Below are 17,245 nucleotides of genomic sequence, written 5' to 3' on the forward strand. Positions count from 1 at the left end.
TCGCATCATGCGACAGCATGCCGCCGCGATCAAGGGCCTCGGAGGGCGCAATAACCCTTGAATCCATCTGTCGCGTTAGGCGTCGGCTATCGTTCGCGCCATGACCGACTCCCTCCGCCTTGGCTGGCGCACCCTCTGGCGCGACCTGCGCGCCGGCGAGCTGCGCCTCTTGATCGTTGCCGTGCTGCTGGCCGTGGCCGCACTCACGGCCGTCGGCTTCTTCGCCGACCGGCTGCAGGGCGGGCTGAAGCGCGATGCGCGGCAGTTGCTGGGCGGCGATGCGGTGATCGTCAGCGACAACCCGACGCCCGAGGCCTTCATCGCGCAGGCCAGATCGCTGGGCCTGGAAGGCACCGCCACCTATGGCTTTCCCACCATGGCGCGGGCCGACGACGTGCAGGGCGGCGCGAGCAAGCTGGTGGCGTTGAAGGCGGTGACCGCGGGCTATCCGTTGCGCGGCAACCTGCAGACCTCGACCACCTTCGCCGGGCCGGGCGCGATCACGCGCGACATTCCGCCGGCCGGCGAGGTGTGGGTCGATGCCTCGCTGCTCGATTCGCTGGGCCTGAAGATCGGCGACCCGCTGCTCCTGGGCGACACGAGCCTGCGCGTGGGCCGCATCATCACGCTGGAGCCCGACCGCGGCGCCGGCTTCATGAGCTTTTCGCCGCGCGTGATGCTCAACCAGTCCGACGTGGCGCGCACCGGCCTCGTGCAGCCGGCCAGCCGCGTGGGCTACCGGTATGCGGTGGCGGGCAGCGATGCGGCGGTCAAGCGCTTCACCGACTGGGCCGAGGCCAGCATCAAGAAGGGCGAGCTGCGCGGCGTGCGGCTCGACTCCTTCGAGGGCGGCCGGCCCGAGATGCGCCAGACGCTCGACCGCGCCGAGAAATTCCTGAGCCTCGTCGCGCTGCTCGCGGCGCTGCTCTCGGCTGTGGCCGTGGCACTGGCCGCGCGCGGCTTCGCGGCCAGCCATCTGGACGACTGCGCGATGCTGCGCGTGCTCGGCCAGAGCCAGCGCACCATCGCGATGGCCTATGCCTTCGAGTTCGCGGTGATCGGCCTCGTGGCGAGCGGCATCGGCGTGGCCATCGGCTTCGCGGTGCACTACGTGTTCGTGCTGCTGCTGGCCGGGCTGGTGGAGACCGCGCTGCCCGCTGCCACGCTGTGGCCGGTGGCCTTCGGCCTCGGGATGGGTCTCACGCTGCTGTTCGCTTTCGGTTTGCCGCCGGTGCTGCAGCTGGCGCGCGTGCCGCCGCTGCGAGTGATCCGCCGCGACGTGGGCGGGCTCAAGCCCGCATCGCTCGCGGTGCTGGGGATCGGCGTGGCGGGCTTCGCCGCGCTGCTGATGGCGGCGAGCAGCGACATCAAGCTGGGCCTCATCGCGGTCGGCGGTTTCGCCGGTGCCGTGGCCGTGTTCGCATTGCTCAGCTGGCTCGCGGTGAAGGTGCTGCGCCGCAGCGTCAACGAGACCACCGCGCCGCGCTGGCTGGTGCTGGCCACGCGGCAGATCTCGGCGCGGCCGGCCTATGCCGTGGTGCAGGTCAGCGCGCTCGCGGTCGGCCTCCTGGCCTTGGTGCTGCTCGTGCTGCTGCGCACCGACCTCGTCGCCAGCTGGCGCAAGGCCACGCCGCCCGATGCACCCAACCGCTTCGTCATCAACGTGATGCCGGACCAGAGCGATGCCTTCCAGAAGTCGCTGCGCGATGCGGGCGTGGGCAAGTTCGACTGGTACCCGATGATTCGCGGCCGCCTGGTCGCCATCAACGACAAGCCGGTGACCCCCGACGACTACGTGGAAGACCGCGCCAAGCGCCTGGTGGACCGCGAGTTCAACCTGAGCAACGCCATGGAGGCGCCCGCCCACAACAGCATCACCGCGGGCGCGTGGAAGCCCGGTGCGGCCGGCGAAGTGAGCGTCGAAGAAGGCCTGGCCGACACGCTGGGCCTGAAGCTCGGCGACACGCTGCGCTTCGACATCGGCGGCATGCAGAACGACGCGCGCATCACGTCGCTGCGCAAGGTCGACTGGGGCTCGCTGCACGCCAACTTCTTCGTGATGTACACGGTGGCGTCGCTGCCCGACGTGCCGGTCACCTACATGGGCGCCTTCCGCGCGCCCGAGACGCGCGGCTTCGACAACGCGCTGGTGCGCAGCTACCCGAACGTGACCAACGTGGACATGAGCGCGACCATCAACCAGGTGCAGCGCGTGCTCGACCAGGTGATCCGCGCGGTGGAGTTCCTGTTCGGCTTCACGCTCGCGGCGGGACTGGTCGTGCTCTTCGCCGCGGTGACTGCGACACGCGAAGAACGTGCGCGCGAGTTCGCGGTGATGCGTGCGGTGGGCGCGCGCGCGAGCCTCTTGCGGCAGGTGCAGCGCGCCGAGCTCATTGGCGTGGGCCTGCTCGCGGGCTTTCTCGCGAGCATCGTGGCCTCGGTGATCGGCTGGGGGCTCGCGCGCTACGTGTTCGAGTTCACCTGGACCGCATCGCCGCTCGTGCCCGTTGCGGGCGCGCTGGCCGGCGCGGTGCTCGCGCTGGCGGCGGGGTGGTGGGGCCTGCGCGACGTGCTGCGCCGGCCGGTGGTCGACACGCTGCGCCGCGCGGCCGAATAGGCACCGGCAACGACGTACAGTTTTTTTCTTTCGCGATCGGCAAGACGGGGCCGGGGATGCAATACATTCCCCGGCCCCGTATCCATTTCAAGAAGAGAAATTCCTGCATGCGCTTGGCGTCATTCCAGATCACCAACTTTCGCTCGATCACCGACAGCGGCCCCATCGACTCCCCACAGATCACGGCGATCCTCGGTCGAAATGACAGCGGCAAATCGAACCTGCTGCGCGCGCTGCACAGCCTGAACCCGGCCGAAGGCCTCATCGAACTCAGCCCGATCAAGGACTTTCCGCGGCACCGGCGCCTGGAGGAATGCCAGGGCGACACGCCCGTCGTCGTAACGCGCTGGGCGCTCGACGACAGCGAACGCGCCGAACTCAAGGCGATCCTTCCGCGCGCATCGGACGTGCGCCACGTCACCGCGGGCCGTGGCTATGCCGCGATGCGCTGGACCGGCTTCGAGGGCCTCGGCGAACTCTCGCTCGACGTGTCGGACATCAAGGGCAAGGTCCGCAAGATCGTGCCCGCCGTCAAGGCCGCGGCTGAGAAGGTCGCCGAAGCCGCCCGCGCCACGCTGGAACAGGAGGCCGACGCCTTCGATGCCGCGATGATCCCGAGCCCCGACTACATCAGGTGGTCCGAAGGCGCGGTGAAGGCGCTGCAGGCCTTGCGCAAGGCGATGGCCGCGGCCGATGCCGAGCTCAGCGACAAGCAGGAGCAGATGCTGGTCGAGCTCGAAGACATGGCCCGCGCGATCGCCAACGACACGCCCGCGCTCGCGAAGGCCAGGCAATGGGTGCTCGAGAAACTGCCGCGCTTCGTCTACGTGGACGAGTACCCCGCGCTGCCCGGCCGCCAGAACATCGCCGACCACCTCGTGCGCAAGGGCTGGGGCCAGGCGACGCCCGAGCAACGCAGCTTCGAGAAGCTCTGCAAGGTCGCGGGGCTCGATCCGCAGCAGCTGCAGGACCTGCTCGAGAAGAACGACCAGGCCACGCGCAACCAGCTCGCGAACCGCGCCGGCTCGGTCGTCACGTCGGAGATCCGCCGCGTATGGAAAGACCGCGAACTCAAGGTCCGCTTCAACCTCGACGGCCCGTACATGGACACGCTGGTGTCCGACCCGAACGGCGCCTACGAGGTGGAGGTGAACCTGGACGAGCGCAGCCGCGGCTTCCAGTGGTTCTTCTCGTTCTACATCACGTTCTTTGCGGACACGCGGGGCGCGGGTGATGCCATCCTGCTGCTCGACGAGCCGGGCCTGCACCTGCACGCGCACTCGCAGGCCGACCTGCTCGCGCACTTCGAACACGACTTCGGCAACCAGATCGTCTACACGACGCACTCGCCGTTCATGGTTCCCGTGCACCGGCTTGACGCGGTACGCACCGCCAGCATGAGCGAGGCCGCGGGGACGACGGTGAGCAACAAGGCCGAAGGCGATGCGCGGACGCTCTATCCGTTGAAGGCGGCGATCGCGCTGGCTCGGGCGAATGCAGCGCCTGTCGAGGCACCATCGGGAACAGCCGGCGAGCAGGCGGAGAGCCCGCTGGCGTACGTGGCATAAGCCTGCGTCGCACCCCTCAGGCGGCGGATACGTTCAATCTCAAACGGCGCCGACCATGCGCCGCATGAGCAGGCCTTTGAGGTCTCTTCGCGTGTCGCAGACGAGGTGGATGTGGGCGATATCCACCCGTGCTTCGTAAATGATGCGGTTCATGCCCGAGATGACTTGCCGGTACTGGGCCGCGTTCAGATTTTCCAGCTCCTCCGGAATTCGGCCCGCCAGGGGATGCGCTTGGATCATCGCGACGGATTGCTTGATCTTTTCGTAGCTCGCCGCCCGGGTGTCCGTGCTGAAGTTCTTGATGATGTAGCGCCGCAGGTCCTTCAGGTCGGCCTCGGCGGACCGCAGGAACACAACCTTCATGGGGTGTCTTCTTGGTCCAGGTCGGCGAACACTTCGTCCGCAGGCCGGAATTGGCCCTGCTCGATCTCGCGATTGCCGAGCGCCAGGACTTTCAGGAGGGCGAGGGTCGCGTCCTGTTCTTCGTAAGAGCGCACATCCATCACCACGAGCTTGGCCTCGCCGTTCTGGGTAATGACCATGGGCTCGCGGGTGTCCGAGAGGGTCTTCACGATGTCCGCGGCATGGCTCTTGAGATAGCTGATGGGTTTGACCTGCGTGGAGAAATTCATTGCGCTCTCCCTGTGGTGGTTGATCGGACTGGTTATGGTCTGAATTCGGTTTTCTCCTGCTGAACGCCGCGTACAGCGTCATGGCTCATGTCCGGCCGCCTCGAAGATATCGCGCAGCCACTGCGTGAACACGCGCACGCGCGCCGACAGCTGGCGGTTCTGCGAATACAGCACCGTCACCGGCATCGGCGGCGGCGCGAAATCGGGCATCAGCACTTTCAGCCGGCCGTCCGCGAGCTCGGCGGCCACGCGGTAGCGCGGCACCTGCACCAGCCCGAGCCCGGCCACCGATGAGCCCGTGTAGAGATCGGTGCCGGTCACCGAGACGGTTGCCGGCAGGTCCACGGTCGTCACCCGGCCGTCCACCGTGAATTCGAGCGGCACCACCTTGCCCGTGCCGCTGGAGATGTAGTTGACCGCGCGGTGCGAGGCCAGCGCTTCGATGCTGTTGGGCTCGCCGTAGCGCGCGAGGTAGTCGGGGCTCGCGACCGTCACCTGCGGCAGCAGCGCGACGCGCCGCCCGACCATCGACGAGTCCTGCAGCGTGCCCGCGCGCAGCACGCAGTCGACGCCTTCGCGCACGAGGTCGACCAGCCGGTCGTCCTCGCCGATGTGCAGCTGCAGCTCCGGGTAGCGCGCGAGAAAGCCCGGCAGCGCCGGCACCACGAAGTGCCGCGCGAGCGTGCCCTGCAGGTTCACGCGCAGCAGGCCCTTGGGCGCCTCGTTGCGAAACGATCCTTCGGCCTCTTCCATGTCGGCCAGCAGGCGCACGCAGCGGCGGTAATAGGCCTCGCCGTCCTGCGTGAGGCGCACGGTGCGGGTGGTGCGCTCCAGGAGGCGCGTGCCGATGCGTTCTTCCATGCGCTTGATGAGCGTGGTGACGGTGGCGCGCGGGATCTGCAGGTCTTCGGAGGCCTGCGTGAAGCTCTGGCGCTCGGCGATGCGCACGAAGGCCTGCATTTCCTGGAAGCGGTCCATGGGGGCGCGCGTGCTGGCTATTGTTTAAGTGAATGGAATTGTATTGGCGATTGGCGGGTGATTATCTTTTGGACGGAACGATCGATCATTCGTCTCACCAACCAACCACTGCAAAGGAATCGCACCATGACCACCACCAGCAACACCACCAGCAACGCCCGGGTCGCCATCGTCACCGGCGCATCGCGCGGCATCGGCGCCGCCGTCGCGCAGCGCCTCTCGAAGGACGGCTTTGCCGTCGCCGTCAACTACGCCACGGGCTCGGCGCAGGCCGATGCGCTGGTCGCCGAACTCACGGCGGCCGGCGGCAAGGCCATCGCGGTCAAGGCCGACGTGGCCAGCGCCGACGAAGTGCGCGCCATGTTCGACACCGTCGAGGCGCAGCTGGGCAAGGTCGACGTGCTGGTCAACAACGCCGGCGTGCTCAAGACCGTGCCGCTGGCCGACCACACCGACGCGCTCTACGACCAGACCTTCGACATCAACGTGCGCGGCACCTTCAACACACTGCGCGAAGCGGCCACGCGGCTGAACGAGGGCGGGCGCATCGTCAACTTCTCGAGCACCACGCTCGCGCTGAACATGCCCGGCTACGCGATCTACAACGCCACCAAGGCGGCGGTCGAGGCCTTCACGCACGTGTTCGCCAAGGAGCTGCGCGGCCGCAACGTCACGGTGAACGCCGTGGCGCCGGGCCCGATCGCGACCTCGCTCTTTCTGGACGGCAAGACCGACGAGCAGATCCAGGCCTTCGCCAAGATGCCGCCGCTGCAGCGCCTGGGCCAGCCGGAGGACATCGCCTCGGTGGTGGCCTTCCTGGCCGGTCCCGATGCGGGCTGGGTCAACGGCCAGATCCTGCGCGCCAACGGCGGCGTCGCCTGAAACCTTTCACTTCTTCATTCACGCACTCAATCCAACCTTTCGGAGAAACACCATGCAAAAGCAAATCATCCTGGTCACCGGCGCAGGCACCGGCATCGGCAAGCTCAGCGCGCAATCGCTGGCCGAAGCCGGCCATGTGGTCTACGCGTCGATGCGCGACATCGCGGGCCGCAACAGTGGCCGCGCCGCGGAGATGCGCAGCCATGCCGCGGCCAAGGGCCTGCAGCTGCACCCGCTCGAACTCGACGTGCTCTCGCAGGCATCGGCCGATGCCGCCGCCGCCACCATCGTGCGCGAGCAGGGCCACATCGACGTGGTGATGCAGAACGCCGGCCACCTCGTGGTCGGCCCGACCGAGGCCTTCACGCCGGAAGAAATCGTCAAGGTGTTCGACACCAACGTGCTCGGCGCCCAGCGCGTGAACCGCGCGGTGCTGCCGTACCTTCGCAAGCAGGAGTCCGGCTTGATGCTGTGGATCAGCAGCAGCACGACGAAGGGCGGCTTCCCGCCGTTCATGGGCCCCTACGGCGCAGCCAAGGCGGCGATGGATTCGCTGGCCGTCACGCTGGCCTACGAGATCGCGCGCTTCGGCATCGAGACCTCGATCATGGTGCCCGGCGCCTTCACCCAGGGCACCGACCATTTCCCGAGCGCCGGCAAGCCCGCCGACGCTGCCACCACCGCCGCCTACGGCCGCTACGACGGCGTGATGGACCAGATCGGCCAGAGCCTCTCGGCGCTGATGCCCGACGACGCCGATCCGCAGGCCGTGGCCGACGAGATCGTGCGCATCGTGGGCCTGCCGGCCGGCCAGCGCCCGATGCGCTCGGTGATCGACTTCGTGGGCGACGGCGCCAGGGAAGTGTTCGAGGTGTCGGAGCGCGTGCGGATCGAATTCGCGCACCGCATCGGCATGGGCGACCTGCTCGAAGCGAAGATCAAGCGCTGAAAGCCGGGGAGGGCGTCACGAAAATCCGGTGGATCTTCCTGTCCAATAGCGGCATGGACTATCCACCGAACGAGCTCGCGGAGCGCCTGACCGAACTCGAAATCAAGTCGAGCTACGCCGACGACCTGCTGGAGCAGCTGAACATGACGATCTACCGGCAACAGCAGCAGATCGACAGCCTGATCCAGCAGGTGGCGCACCTGCGGCAGCAGACCCAGAACGCGGGGCAGGACGGCGCGGCGCGTAACTTGCGCGACGAGCTGCCGCCGCACTATTGAAAGAGAAAGCTCAGCCGTGCGAGTGCCAGAGCACGGCGAAGAAATGGCAGGTGCTGCCGGCCAGCACGAAAAGGTGCCACACCGAATGGGCGAAGCGCACCTTGTTGTCGAACAGGAAGACCACCGCGCCAGCCGTATAGAACAAGCCGCCCGCCACGAGCCACCCAAGCCCCGCTGGTGACATGCGCTCGTACAGCGGCACCGCCGCCATCAGCGCCATCCAGCCCATCGCCACATAGAGGCCGGTCGACCACAACGGGTGCTGCAACCGGTTGAAGAGCTTGGCGCCCACGCCGAGCGCGGCGGCCGCGCAGATCGCGCCGAACAGCGTCCAGCCCCATGGCCCGCGCAGCACGCCGAACAGGAAAGGCATGTAGCTGCCCGCGATGAACAGGTAGATGGCTGCGTGGTCCAGCCGGTTGAACCAGGCCTTGGCGCGGCCGATCGGCAGCGCGTGGTACAGCGTGGAGATCAGATACAGCACTATGGCCGTGCCCGCGAAGAGCGAGACGCCGACCACGCTCGCGGCCTGGCCCTTCTGCGCGGCGCTGTAGACCAGGATCGGCAGCGAGGCGATCGCCAGAGCCAGCCCGAGGCCGTGGCTCAGGGCATTGAAGAGTTCTTCCATCGCGGTCTGGTCGCGGGCCGCGGAGGCCGGCTTCTTCGAGTCGGCGGGAAAGGGCTGCGTGTGCACGGGCGGGTTATTCGTCATCAGGAACAGAACCTCTGGAATCGGTTTTGGTTCCGCAATTCGCGCGAAACCGGCAGATCATGTTACTTGACCTGTTGTTTGCCGAGTTTGCGCGCCAATGTGCGCCGATGCATGCCGAGCCGCCTTGCGGTCTCGGAGATGTTGAAGCCGGTCTCGGCCAGCATCTCGTGGATGCGCTCCCACTCGAGCGTCTTGATCGAGGTCGAGCGGTTGGTCAGCTCCACCTCGGTGGTGCCGGCGGCGCGGCCGAAGGCGGCCTCGATGTCGTCGGTGTTCGAGGGCTTGGCCAGGTAATGGCAGGCGCCCAGCTTGATGGCTTCCACGGCGGTGGCGATGCTCGCGAACCCCGTGAGCACCACGATCAGCATCTTCGGGTCGTGCTGGTGGAGCATCTGCACGCAGGCCAGGCCCGAGGCCTCGCCGTTGAGCTTCAGGTCGACAACCGCATAGCCGGGCGATTGGTCGGGCGGCCGGGTTTCCAGCAGCGCCTGGACCTCGTCGGCATTGCTCGCGTGCATCACCGCATAGCCGCGGCGCTCGAAGGAGCGGCTGAGCGTGCGCGCGAAGGCGCCGTCGTCCTCGACGATCAGCAACTGGCGGGGGGCTTCGGCGGTTTCGGTCATGGCTTTGCTTTGGCGATGGGCTCGAGGGGCTCGGCCGGCGCGACTTCTTCGTCGTCGCCTTCCTCCTCTTCGAGCACGATGGCCGCGAGCGGCAGCGTGACGGTCACGATGGCGCCGCCCTCGGGCCGGTTGCGCGCCGCGACGCGCCCGCCCAGGGTGCGCGCCACGTTGGCCACCAGGAACAGCCCGAGCCCGCCGCCCGGTCGGCCCTTGCTCGACTGGTAGGGCTTGCCGAATTCCTTGAGGATGGCCGGCAGGAAGCCCGGGCCAGCATCGGTGACCGTGATCGTCAGCGCGTCGGCATCGTGCGACGCTTCGAGGCGCAGCCAGTGCGGCGAGGCTTCCAGGGCGTTGTCGAGCACGTTGCAGATCATCTGCTTGAAGGCCGAGTCGGAGACCATGGGCAGGTCCTGGCCGAAGCGGTTGTCGTAGTCGAACTCCTCGACCGGGCGCGTGGTGCGCCATTCCTCCACGAGGTCATCGAGGAAGGTGCTGACTGTGGTTTCCTCGGACGATTCGCCGCGCGCCTCGCCGGCCGACAGGAGGATGCCGCTCACGATGCTTTTGCAGCGCTGGATCTGCAGTTCCATCTCGGCCACCTCGGTCAGCAATTCGGGGTCGGAGCTGAAGTGCGGCAGCCGGCGCCAGTCGCCCAGGATCACCGCCAGCGTGGCGAGCGGCGTGCCCAGCTCGTGCGCTGCGCCCGAGGCGAGCAGGCCCATGCGCACGATGTGCTCTTCTTCCGAGGCGCGCTGGCGCAGGTCTGCGAGGCGCGCATCGCGCGCGCGCAGGTTGCCGCTGATGCGGGTGATGAAGATCACCAGCAGCGCCGCGTTGAGCGCAAAGCACACCAGCATGCCCTGGATGTAGGGGCTCCAGAGGCCCCGGTGGTGGTCCAGCGGCAGCGCGAGCGGGCGCGAGAACAGCGCCAGCCCCGCGAAGCACAGGCTGGTGATGACCACGATGGTCCAGGTCGACCAGGCCTTCAGCAGCACCGCGCCCAGGATCACCTGCAGCAGGTACAGAAAGACGAAGGGGTTGGTCGCGCCGCCGCTCAGGTAGAGCTGCGCCGTGAGCGTGGTCACGTCGACCAGGAGCGCGAGGAAGAGCTCGCCATTGGTCACCCGGCGGTGGGTGCGCGAGCGCAGCAGGCTCACCATGTTGAAGAGCGCAAGGCAGGTGAGCACCTGCAGCATGTTGTCCAGCGGCAGCCGGATGCCGAAGCCGTAGTGCACCACCAGGATGGTGGCCACCTGCCCGACCACCGCGAACCAGCGCAGCTGGATCAGCTGCTGCATGTTCTTGTGGCCGGTGGCGTTGTCCAGGCTCGCCACGCCGGCGCGCGGGGCGTGCAGCTCGCCCGCGACCGCTGCCACGGTTTCAGTCGCGATGCGCATCGGGGCGGGGGCGGGGGTCGGCATGGGCCGCATTTTCGCCGCTGCCGCCGGCAACCCTTGCAGAGCGCCTGCGCCCGTCGCGCCAGACGAACCACGCCGCGCCCAGCACCATCAGCGCGAGGCCGTACCAGGTGAGGGCGTAGACGAGATGGCTGTTGGGGAAGGCGATGACCGTGAGGCCGCGCACCGGATAGCCGGCTGTCTCGGCAGACAGCGACGGATCGGCTTCGGCATCGACGAAGTAGGGCGCCACGTCACTCAGTCCGCGTGCCGCGCCGATGGCCTGCACGTCGCGCGAGAACCAGCGGTCCGCGGCGGGCTCGTTCTTGCGCAGGAATCCGCCCTTGGGCTCGGTGATGCGCAGCAGGCCGGCAATGGTGACTTCGCCCTTGGCCTCGGTGGCCGCGCGGCTCGCGCGTTCGCGCGCTTCGGGTGGCACAAAGCCGCGGTTGACCAGAATCACCGTGCCGTCGGCCGCTTGCAATGGGGTCAGCACCCAGAAGCCGGCGCCCAGCCGCGTGCTGGCTTGCGTGAGGGTTTCCTTGTCGTGCAGGAAGGTGCCGGTGACGTGCAGGTGGCGGTATTCGTCATTGGCCGCGCTCACTTTCGGCCAGTCGGCGCGCGCGGGGGGCTCGGCGGCCGGGGCGTGCACGCGCTGGTCGACGCGGGCGATGAGATCGAGCTTCCAGGCCCTGCGCTCGACCTGCCAGGTGCCGAGCGCGAAGAAGCCGGCAAAGGCCAGCAAGGCAAGGGCTGCCAGCGCGAACCGTTTCACGATGCGAGTCCTTCGGTCTTCGCCACCCGTTCGGGCTGAGCTTGTCGAAGCCTCGCGCCCGCCAGAAGCAGCCCTTCGACAGGCTCAGGGCGAGCGGTTTTCATCACCTCAGGGCATGTTCTTCATGTCGTGCACCGACATCGGCATCATGTTGGTGTTCATGTGGTACATGACCCACAGCGAGCCGGCCAGCGTGATGACCACGAGCACGATCGTGAAGATCAGCGCCAGCATGTTCCAGCCGCTCTCGGACTTGGCGTCCATGTGCAGGAAATAGATCATGTGCACCACGATCTGCACGGCCGCGAAGCCCAGGATCACCAGCGAGGTGGTGTTTGCGCTGGGGATCACCTTGCCCATGACGAGCCAGAACGGAATCGCGGTGAGCACCACGGCCAGCACGAAGCCGGTCATGTAGCCCTTGAAGGTGCTGTGGCTCACGGGGCCGTCGTCGTGATGGTCGTCGTGGCCATCGTGTGCGCCATGGCCATGGCCATGTGCGGCGGCGGTGTCGGTGTGGGCGCTCATGCCATCGATCCCATCAAATACACAAAGGTGAAGACGCCGATCCACACGACGTCCAGGAAGTGCCAGAACATCGACAGGCACATCAGGCGGCGGCGGTTCGCGGCGGTGAAGCCGTGCTTGGGCAGCTGGATCATCAGGACGATGAGCCAGATGATGCCGAAGCTCACGTGCAGCCCGTGGGTGCCCACCAGCGCGAAGAACGACGAGAGGAACGCGCTGCGCTGCGGGCCCGCGCCTTCGTGCAGCAGGTGCGCGAATTCGTAGAGTTCGAGGCCAATGAAGCCCGCGCCCAGCAGACCCGTGATGGCCAGCCACACGAGCACGCCGCCCATGCGCTTTTTCTGCATCTCGAGCATCGCGAAGCCGTAGGTGATCGACGACAGCAGGAGCAGCGAGGTGTTGATCGCCACCAGCGGCAGGTCGAAGAGATCAGCGCCCGAGGGGCCGGCCGCGTAGCTGCGGCCCAGCACGCCGTACACCGCGAACAGGCACGCGAAGATGAGGCAGTCGCTCATCAGGTAGAGCCAGAAGCCCAGCAGCGTGCCGTTCTCGGGGTGGTGGTCGTTGCCGACGTGGAACAGCTCGAACACGGGCGGCTTGCCGGTGTGGTCGCTGTGGGGGTGCACGCCCGCGGGCGTCTGGAGAGCGGTGGTATCAGACATGGGCAGCTCCCGAGACTCCCGAGACACCCAGGAGGCGCGTGCGTTCGCCTTCGGTGCGAACGACGTCTTCCGCGGGGATGTAGTAGTCGCGCTTGTAGTTGAAGGTGTGCGTGATCACGGCGACCAGCATGGCGACGAAGCCGACGCCCGCCACGAGCCACATCTGCCAGATCAACGCGAAGCCGCAGAGCGCCGCCAGGGCCGCGATGATGAAGCCGGCGCTGGTGTTTTTGGGCATGTGGATCGGGGTGAAGCCCTCGAGCGGACGCTCGTAGCCGCGGCGCTTCATGTCGGTCCAGGCATCGTTGTCATGGATGCGCGGCGTGAACGCGAAGTTGTAGGCCGGCGGCGGCGAGGAGGTCGACCATTCGAGCGTGCGGCCGTTCCACGGATCGCCCGTGGTGTCGCGCAGCGACTCGCGGCGGATGTAGCTCACCACCAGCTGGATGATGAAGGAGGCGATGCCCAGCGCGATCAGCACGGCGCCGAAGGCGGCGATCTGGAACCAGATCTGCAGCGACATGTCCTGGAAGTGGCTCATGCGGCGCGTGACGCCCATCAGGCCCAGGATGTACAGCGGCATGAAGGCGAACCAGAAGCCCACGATCCAGAACCAGAACGAGCACTTGCCCCAGAACGGATCCAGCTTGTAGCCGAAGGCCTTCGGGTACCAGTAGGTGATGCCGGCCAGCATGCCGAACAGCACGCCGCCGATGATCACGTTGTGGAAGTGGGCGATCAGGAACAGGCTGTTGTGCAGCACGAAGTCGGCCGGGGGAACGGCCAGCAGCACGCCGGTCATGCCGCCGATCACGAAGGTGATCATGAAGCCGATGGTCCACATCATGGGCAGCTCGTAGCGGATGCGGCCGCGGTACATGGTGAAGAGCCAGTTGAAGATCTTCGCCCCTGTCGGGATCGAGATGATCATCGTCGTGATGCCGAAGAACGAATTCACGCTGGCGCCCGAGCCCATGGTGAAGAAGTGGTGCAGCCACACGAGGTACGACAGGATCGTGATCACGACCGTGGCGTACACCATCGAGGCGTAGCCGAACAGGCGCTTGCCCGAGAAGGTGGAGACCACTTCCGAGAAGATGCCGAAGGCCGGCAGGATCAGGATGTACACCTCGGGGTGGCCCCAGATCCAGATCAGGTTCACGTACATCATGGCGTTGCCGCCCAGGTCGTTCGTGAAGAAGTTGGTGCCGACGTAGCGGTCCAGCGACAGGAGGGCCAGCACGGCGGTCAGCACCGGGAAGGCGGCGACGATCAGCACGTTGGTGCACAGGGCCGTCCAGGTGAAGACGGGCATCTTCATCATGGTCATGCCGGGCGCGCGCATCTTCACGATGGTCGCCAGCAAATTGACGCCAGAGAGCAATGTGCCCACCCCCGCTATCTGCAACGACCAGATGTAGTAGTCCACCCCCACGTCGGGGCTGAAGAGAATGCCCGACAGCGGCGGGTACGCGAGCCAGCCGGTCTTGGCGAATTCGCCCACGAACAGCGACGCCATCACCAGGCCCGCGCCGAAGGTGGTCATCCAGAAGCTGAAGTTGTTCAGGAACGGGAAGGCCACGTCGCGCGCGCCGATCTGCAGCGGCACCACGAAGTTCATGAGGCCCGTGACCAGCGGCATCGCCACGAAGAAGATCATGATCACGCCGTGGGCGGTGAAGACCTGGTCGTAGTGGTGCGGCGGCAGGAAGCCCGCGTTGTCGCCGAAGGCGAAGGCCTGCTGGGCCCGCATCATGATGGCGTCGGAGAAGCCGCGCAGCAGCATCACCAGGCCCAGGATGATGTACATGATGCCGATCTTCTTGTGGTCGATGCTGGTGATCCAGTCGCGCCACAGCGTGCCCCACACCTTGAAGTAGGTGATCGCGCCCAGGAGGGCGATGCCGCCGAGCACGACAGCGATGAAGGTCACGAGCAGGATGGGCTCGTGATAGGGAATCGCTTCCCAGGTGAGGCGGCCGAAGACGAGCTTCGTCAGGTCAAGGTTCGCAAGCATCGTGTCATTCTTCGGTGGTGCACATCGCGGTGACGTACTTACGCCGGGGCGAGTTGAGGGTGTCGGGTTGCCAGTTCGGAAGGGCGGCGGTGGCGACGTTGAAGGCGCCGGGCTTGCCCATGCCGCCGTCCGCGTCGATGGCCATCATCTGGCTCATGCACATCTTGTTGCGGTCGACGCAGCGGTTGAGGATGGCGTTGTACAGGTCGGCGTCGACGGTGGCGTAGTGGCGCACGGGCTCGCGCTCGCTCGGCACTTCCAGCTTCATGTAGCCCTCGCGGGTGAGCTCGCCCTCCTTGGAGGTCTTGGCCTTCTCGACCCACTTGTCGAAGTCTTCCTTGTTCAGGCCGTGGAACTTGAAGCGCATGCCCGAGAAGCCCGCGCCGCTGTAGTTGGCCGAGAAGCCTTCGAATTCGCCCGGCTTGTTGATGACGGCATGCAGCTTGGTCTCCATGCCCGGCATGGCATAGATCTGGCCGGCCAGCGCGGGGATGAAGAAGGAGTTCATCACCGAGGAGGCTGTGATCTTGAAGCTGATCGGCACGTCCACCGGCGCGGCCAGTTCATTGACCGTGGCGATGCCCTGCTCGGGATAGATGAAGAGCCACTTCCAGTCCAGCGCCACCACCTCGACCACCAGCGGCTTGGTCTCGGGCGAGATCTGGCGCTTGGCGTCCAGGCGGCTCAGGGGGCGGTAGGGGTCCAGCGTGTGGGTGCTGATCCAGGTGATCGCGCCCAGCGCGATGATGATCAGGAGCGGCGCCGCCCAGATCGCCAGCTCGAGCTGCGTGGAGTGGTCCCAGTCGGGGCTGTAGGTGGCCTCCTTGTTCGACTGGCGGTAGCGCCAGGCGAAGAAGATGGTCAGCCCGATCACCGGGATGATGATGATCAGCATCAGCACCGTGGAGACGACGATCAGGCGTCCCTGCTGGTTGGCGATGTCGCCGGAGGGGTTCATGAGCACCGTGTTGCAGCCCGCCAGGAAGGCGAGGGGGAGCAAGACGAGCCATCGGCGAAGGGAGTGGAGGGTGGGCATGCCGAAGAGAAAGAAAGAGGTGCGTGGGCTGCGCAAAGACTCCACAATCTACGACCAAAGGGCCTGGCCGCCTATTGGACGTTTTGTCCTATGGCGGGAATCCCCGTTCGGTGAGACGCTTGGAGCCTCTGTTCAATGGTCTACCTTTGTCACTGCCGGTGACACCCGAATTACAAAACGCAATGACGACGACGTCCAGCATCAGTCCGCAAGGCGCACAGCCTGTGCCGAACACGTCCGGAAACGGCGCCAGCCTGAACCAGAGCGGCGACGCCGATCACTCGCACATCGCCCCGGGCGAGATCGCGGTCGGCGTGATCATCGGCCGCGCTTCCGAGTATTTCGACTTCTTCGTCTACGGCATCGCCTCGGTGCTGGTGTTCCCGTACGTATTCTTCCCGTTCGAGCAGCGCCTGGAGGGAATCCTTTACGCGTTCGTGGTCTTCTCGTTCGCCTTCATTGCACGGCCGTTCGGAACTGTCATCTCGATGGCCATCCAGCGACGATTCGGGCGCGAGACCAAGCTCACGATCGCGCTCTTCCTCCTGGGCACCTCCACCGCCGGCATCGCCTTCCTGCCGGGCTACGACAGCATCGGCTTCACCGCGATCGTGCTGCTGTCGGTGTTCCGCTTCTGCCAGGGCCTGGCACTCGGCGGCTCGTGGGACGGCCTGCCCTCGCTGCTGGCGCTGAACGCCCCGCCGAACCGCCGCGGCTGGTACGCCATGCTGGGCCAGCTGGGCGCGCCCATCGGCTTTTTCATCGCCAGCGCGCTGTTCGCCTTTCTCTATGCGAGCCTGTCGATCAAGGACTTTCTCGACTGGGGCTGGCGCTACACCTTCTACGTGGCCTTCGCGATCAACGTGGTGGCGCTCTTCGCGCGCCTGCGCCTGGTGGCCACCGAAGAGTATTCGCGCCTGCTCGAAGAGCGCGAACTGCAGCCCACCAGCGTGGTCGAGCTGACCCGCTCGCAGGGGACCAACCTCTTGATCGGCGCGTTCGCCGCGCTCGCGAGCTACGCGCTGTTCCACCTGATCACCGTGTTCCCGCTCTCGTGGATCACGCTGTACTCGGACCAGTCGATCACCGAATTCCTGGTGGTGCAGATGATCGGCGCGGTGTTCTGCGCCGGCGGCATCGTGGCTTCGGGCCTGATCGCCGACCGCGTGGGACGCCGTTTCACGCTGGGCGGCCTGGCCGCGCTGATCGCGGTGTTCAGCGGCTTCGCGCCCACGCTGCTCGATGGCGGCCGCCTCGGGCAGGACGTGTTCATCCTGCTGGGCTTCGTGCTGCTGGGCCTCTCGTACGGCCAGGCGGCCGGTGCCGTGACCTCGAACTTCGAGCCCAAGTACCGCTACACCGGCGCAGCGCTCACGGCCGACCTGGCCTGGCTCATCGGCGCCGCGTTCGCGCCGCTGGTGGCATTGGGTCTGTCGGCGCACTTCGGGCTGGCGTACGTCAGCGTCTACCTGCTCTCGGGCGCGGCCGGCACGCTCGCGGCGCTGGGGCTGAACCGGGCGCTGGTGCGCGACTGACCTCGCCGAAGCTGTCGATGAAAAGGGGCCGCTCGGCCCCTTTTTCTTTTCCGTGA

17 protein-coding genes are annotated in these 17,245 nt (G+C 66.7%); 6 read left to right on the plus strand and 11 right to left on the minus strand.

Annotated features, from left to right (window positions below; genetic code table 11):
* The first annotated feature begins 100 nt into the window (after nucleotides 1-100).
* Complete coding sequence (locus ACZYRS_RS08555; RefSeq protein ID WP_463418875.1) at nucleotides 101-2,617, plus strand: ABC transporter permease; 2,517 nt, start codon at nucleotides 101-103, stop codon at nucleotides 2,615-2,617.
* Between the two features lie 107 nt (nucleotides 2,618-2,724).
* On the plus strand, nucleotides 2,725-4,185 hold the full coding sequence (locus ACZYRS_RS08560) for an AAA family ATPase (protein ID WP_463418876.1): 1,461 nt from the start codon (nucleotides 2,725-2,727) through the stop codon (nucleotides 4,183-4,185).
* A 39-nt stretch (nucleotides 4,186-4,224) separates the two neighbouring features.
* Here ACZYRS_RS08560 and ACZYRS_RS08565 read toward each other — a convergent pair whose 3' ends face one another.
* The 3 genes from ACZYRS_RS08565 to ACZYRS_RS08575 form a co-directional block, all read right to left on the minus strand.
* Nucleotides 4,225-4,548 (minus strand): type II toxin-antitoxin system RelE/ParE family toxin, encoded by a 324-nt coding sequence (locus tag ACZYRS_RS08565; protein ID WP_463418877.1) that lies wholly within the window; start codon nucleotides 4,546-4,548, stop codon nucleotides 4,225-4,227.
* Nucleotides 4,545-4,817, minus strand: a complete 273-nt coding sequence (locus tag ACZYRS_RS08570) for a type II toxin-antitoxin system Phd/YefM family antitoxin (protein WP_463418878.1) — start codon at nucleotides 4,815-4,817, stop codon at nucleotides 4,545-4,547. The genes ACZYRS_RS08565 and ACZYRS_RS08570 overlap by 4 nt, the downstream gene beginning before the upstream one ends.
* A gap of 78 nt (nucleotides 4,818-4,895) precedes the next feature.
* Nucleotides 4,896-5,795, minus strand: coding sequence for a LysR family transcriptional regulator (locus ACZYRS_RS08575; protein WP_463418879.1), 900 nt, complete (start codon nucleotides 5,793-5,795; stop codon nucleotides 4,896-4,898).
* A gap of 126 nt (nucleotides 5,796-5,921) precedes the next feature.
* Here ACZYRS_RS08575 and ACZYRS_RS08580 point away from each other — a divergent pair, with 126 nt between their 5' ends.
* Genes ACZYRS_RS08580 through ACZYRS_RS08590 form a run of 3 tightly spaced genes read left to right on the plus strand, consistent with a single transcriptional unit; the run spans nucleotide 5,922 to nucleotide 7,904 of the window.
* Entirely contained in the window at nucleotides 5,922-6,677 is a 756-nt protein-coding gene (locus ACZYRS_RS08580) for an SDR family oxidoreductase (RefSeq protein WP_463418880.1), read from the plus strand.
* Between the two features lie 52 nt (nucleotides 6,678-6,729).
* Nucleotides 6,730-7,626, plus strand: coding sequence for an SDR family NAD(P)-dependent oxidoreductase (locus ACZYRS_RS08585; RefSeq protein ID WP_463418881.1), 897 nt, complete (start codon nucleotides 6,730-6,732; stop codon nucleotides 7,624-7,626).
* Nucleotides 7,627-7,679: 53 nt separating this feature from the next.
* The gene (locus ACZYRS_RS08590) at nucleotides 7,680-7,904 is read left to right on the plus strand and encodes a SlyX family protein (protein WP_463418882.1); all 225 of its coding nucleotides are present in this window, start codon (nucleotides 7,680-7,682) and stop codon (nucleotides 7,902-7,904) included.
* A gap of 10 nt (nucleotides 7,905-7,914) precedes the next feature.
* Here the strand turns inward: ACZYRS_RS08590 and trhA are convergent, their stop codons facing one another.
* The 8 genes from trhA to cyoA form a co-directional block, all read right to left on the minus strand.
* The gene (gene trhA, locus ACZYRS_RS08595; RefSeq protein WP_463418883.1) at nucleotides 7,915-8,616 is read right to left on the minus strand and encodes a PAQR family membrane homeostasis protein TrhA; all 702 of its coding nucleotides are present in this window, start codon (nucleotides 8,614-8,616) and stop codon (nucleotides 7,915-7,917) included.
* Between the two features lie 62 nt (nucleotides 8,617-8,678).
* On the minus strand, nucleotides 8,679-9,239 hold the full coding sequence (locus ACZYRS_RS08600) for a response regulator transcription factor (RefSeq protein ID WP_463418884.1): 561 nt from the start codon (nucleotides 9,237-9,239) through the stop codon (nucleotides 8,679-8,681).
* Nucleotides 9,236-10,636: an ATP-binding protein gene (locus tag ACZYRS_RS08605; RefSeq protein WP_463422469.1), complete on the minus strand. Its 1,401-nt coding sequence runs from the start codon at nucleotides 10,634-10,636 to the stop codon at nucleotides 9,236-9,238. The genes ACZYRS_RS08600 and ACZYRS_RS08605 overlap by 4 nt, the downstream gene beginning before the upstream one ends.
* On the minus strand, nucleotides 10,620-11,411 hold the full coding sequence (locus ACZYRS_RS08610) for an SURF1 family protein (protein ID WP_463418885.1): 792 nt from the start codon (nucleotides 11,409-11,411) through the stop codon (nucleotides 10,620-10,622). Before ACZYRS_RS08610 ends, ACZYRS_RS08605 begins: the two co-directional genes overlap by 17 nt.
* Before the next feature lie 108 nt (nucleotides 11,412-11,519).
* Nucleotides 11,520-11,939: a cytochrome o ubiquinol oxidase subunit IV gene (gene cyoD / locus ACZYRS_RS08615; protein WP_463418886.1), complete on the minus strand. Its 420-nt coding sequence runs from the start codon at nucleotides 11,937-11,939 to the stop codon at nucleotides 11,520-11,522.
* Nucleotides 11,936-12,601, minus strand: coding sequence for a cytochrome o ubiquinol oxidase subunit III (cyoC, locus tag ACZYRS_RS08620; RefSeq protein ID WP_198785238.1), 666 nt, complete (start codon nucleotides 12,599-12,601; stop codon nucleotides 11,936-11,938). The genes cyoD and cyoC overlap by 4 nt, the downstream gene beginning before the upstream one ends.
* The gene (gene cyoB, locus ACZYRS_RS08625; RefSeq protein ID WP_198785239.1) at nucleotides 12,594-14,618 is read right to left on the minus strand and encodes a cytochrome o ubiquinol oxidase subunit I; all 2,025 of its coding nucleotides are present in this window, start codon (nucleotides 14,616-14,618) and stop codon (nucleotides 12,594-12,596) included. The genes cyoC and cyoB overlap by 8 nt, the downstream gene beginning before the upstream one ends.
* A 4-nt stretch (nucleotides 14,619-14,622) precedes the next feature.
* The gene (cyoA, locus tag ACZYRS_RS08630) at nucleotides 14,623-15,654 is read right to left on the minus strand and encodes a ubiquinol oxidase subunit II (RefSeq protein ID WP_198785240.1); all 1,032 of its coding nucleotides are present in this window, start codon (nucleotides 15,652-15,654) and stop codon (nucleotides 14,623-14,625) included.
* Between the two features lie 182 nt (nucleotides 15,655-15,836).
* Here cyoA and ACZYRS_RS08635 point away from each other — a divergent pair, with 182 nt between their 5' ends.
* The gene (locus tag ACZYRS_RS08635; protein WP_198785241.1) at nucleotides 15,837-17,189 is read left to right on the plus strand and encodes an MFS transporter; all 1,353 of its coding nucleotides are present in this window, start codon (nucleotides 15,837-15,839) and stop codon (nucleotides 17,187-17,189) included.
* Nucleotides 17,190-17,245: the final 56 nt, after the last annotated feature.

It is taken from the genome of Variovorax sp. AC194 (genome assembly GCF_979257995.1).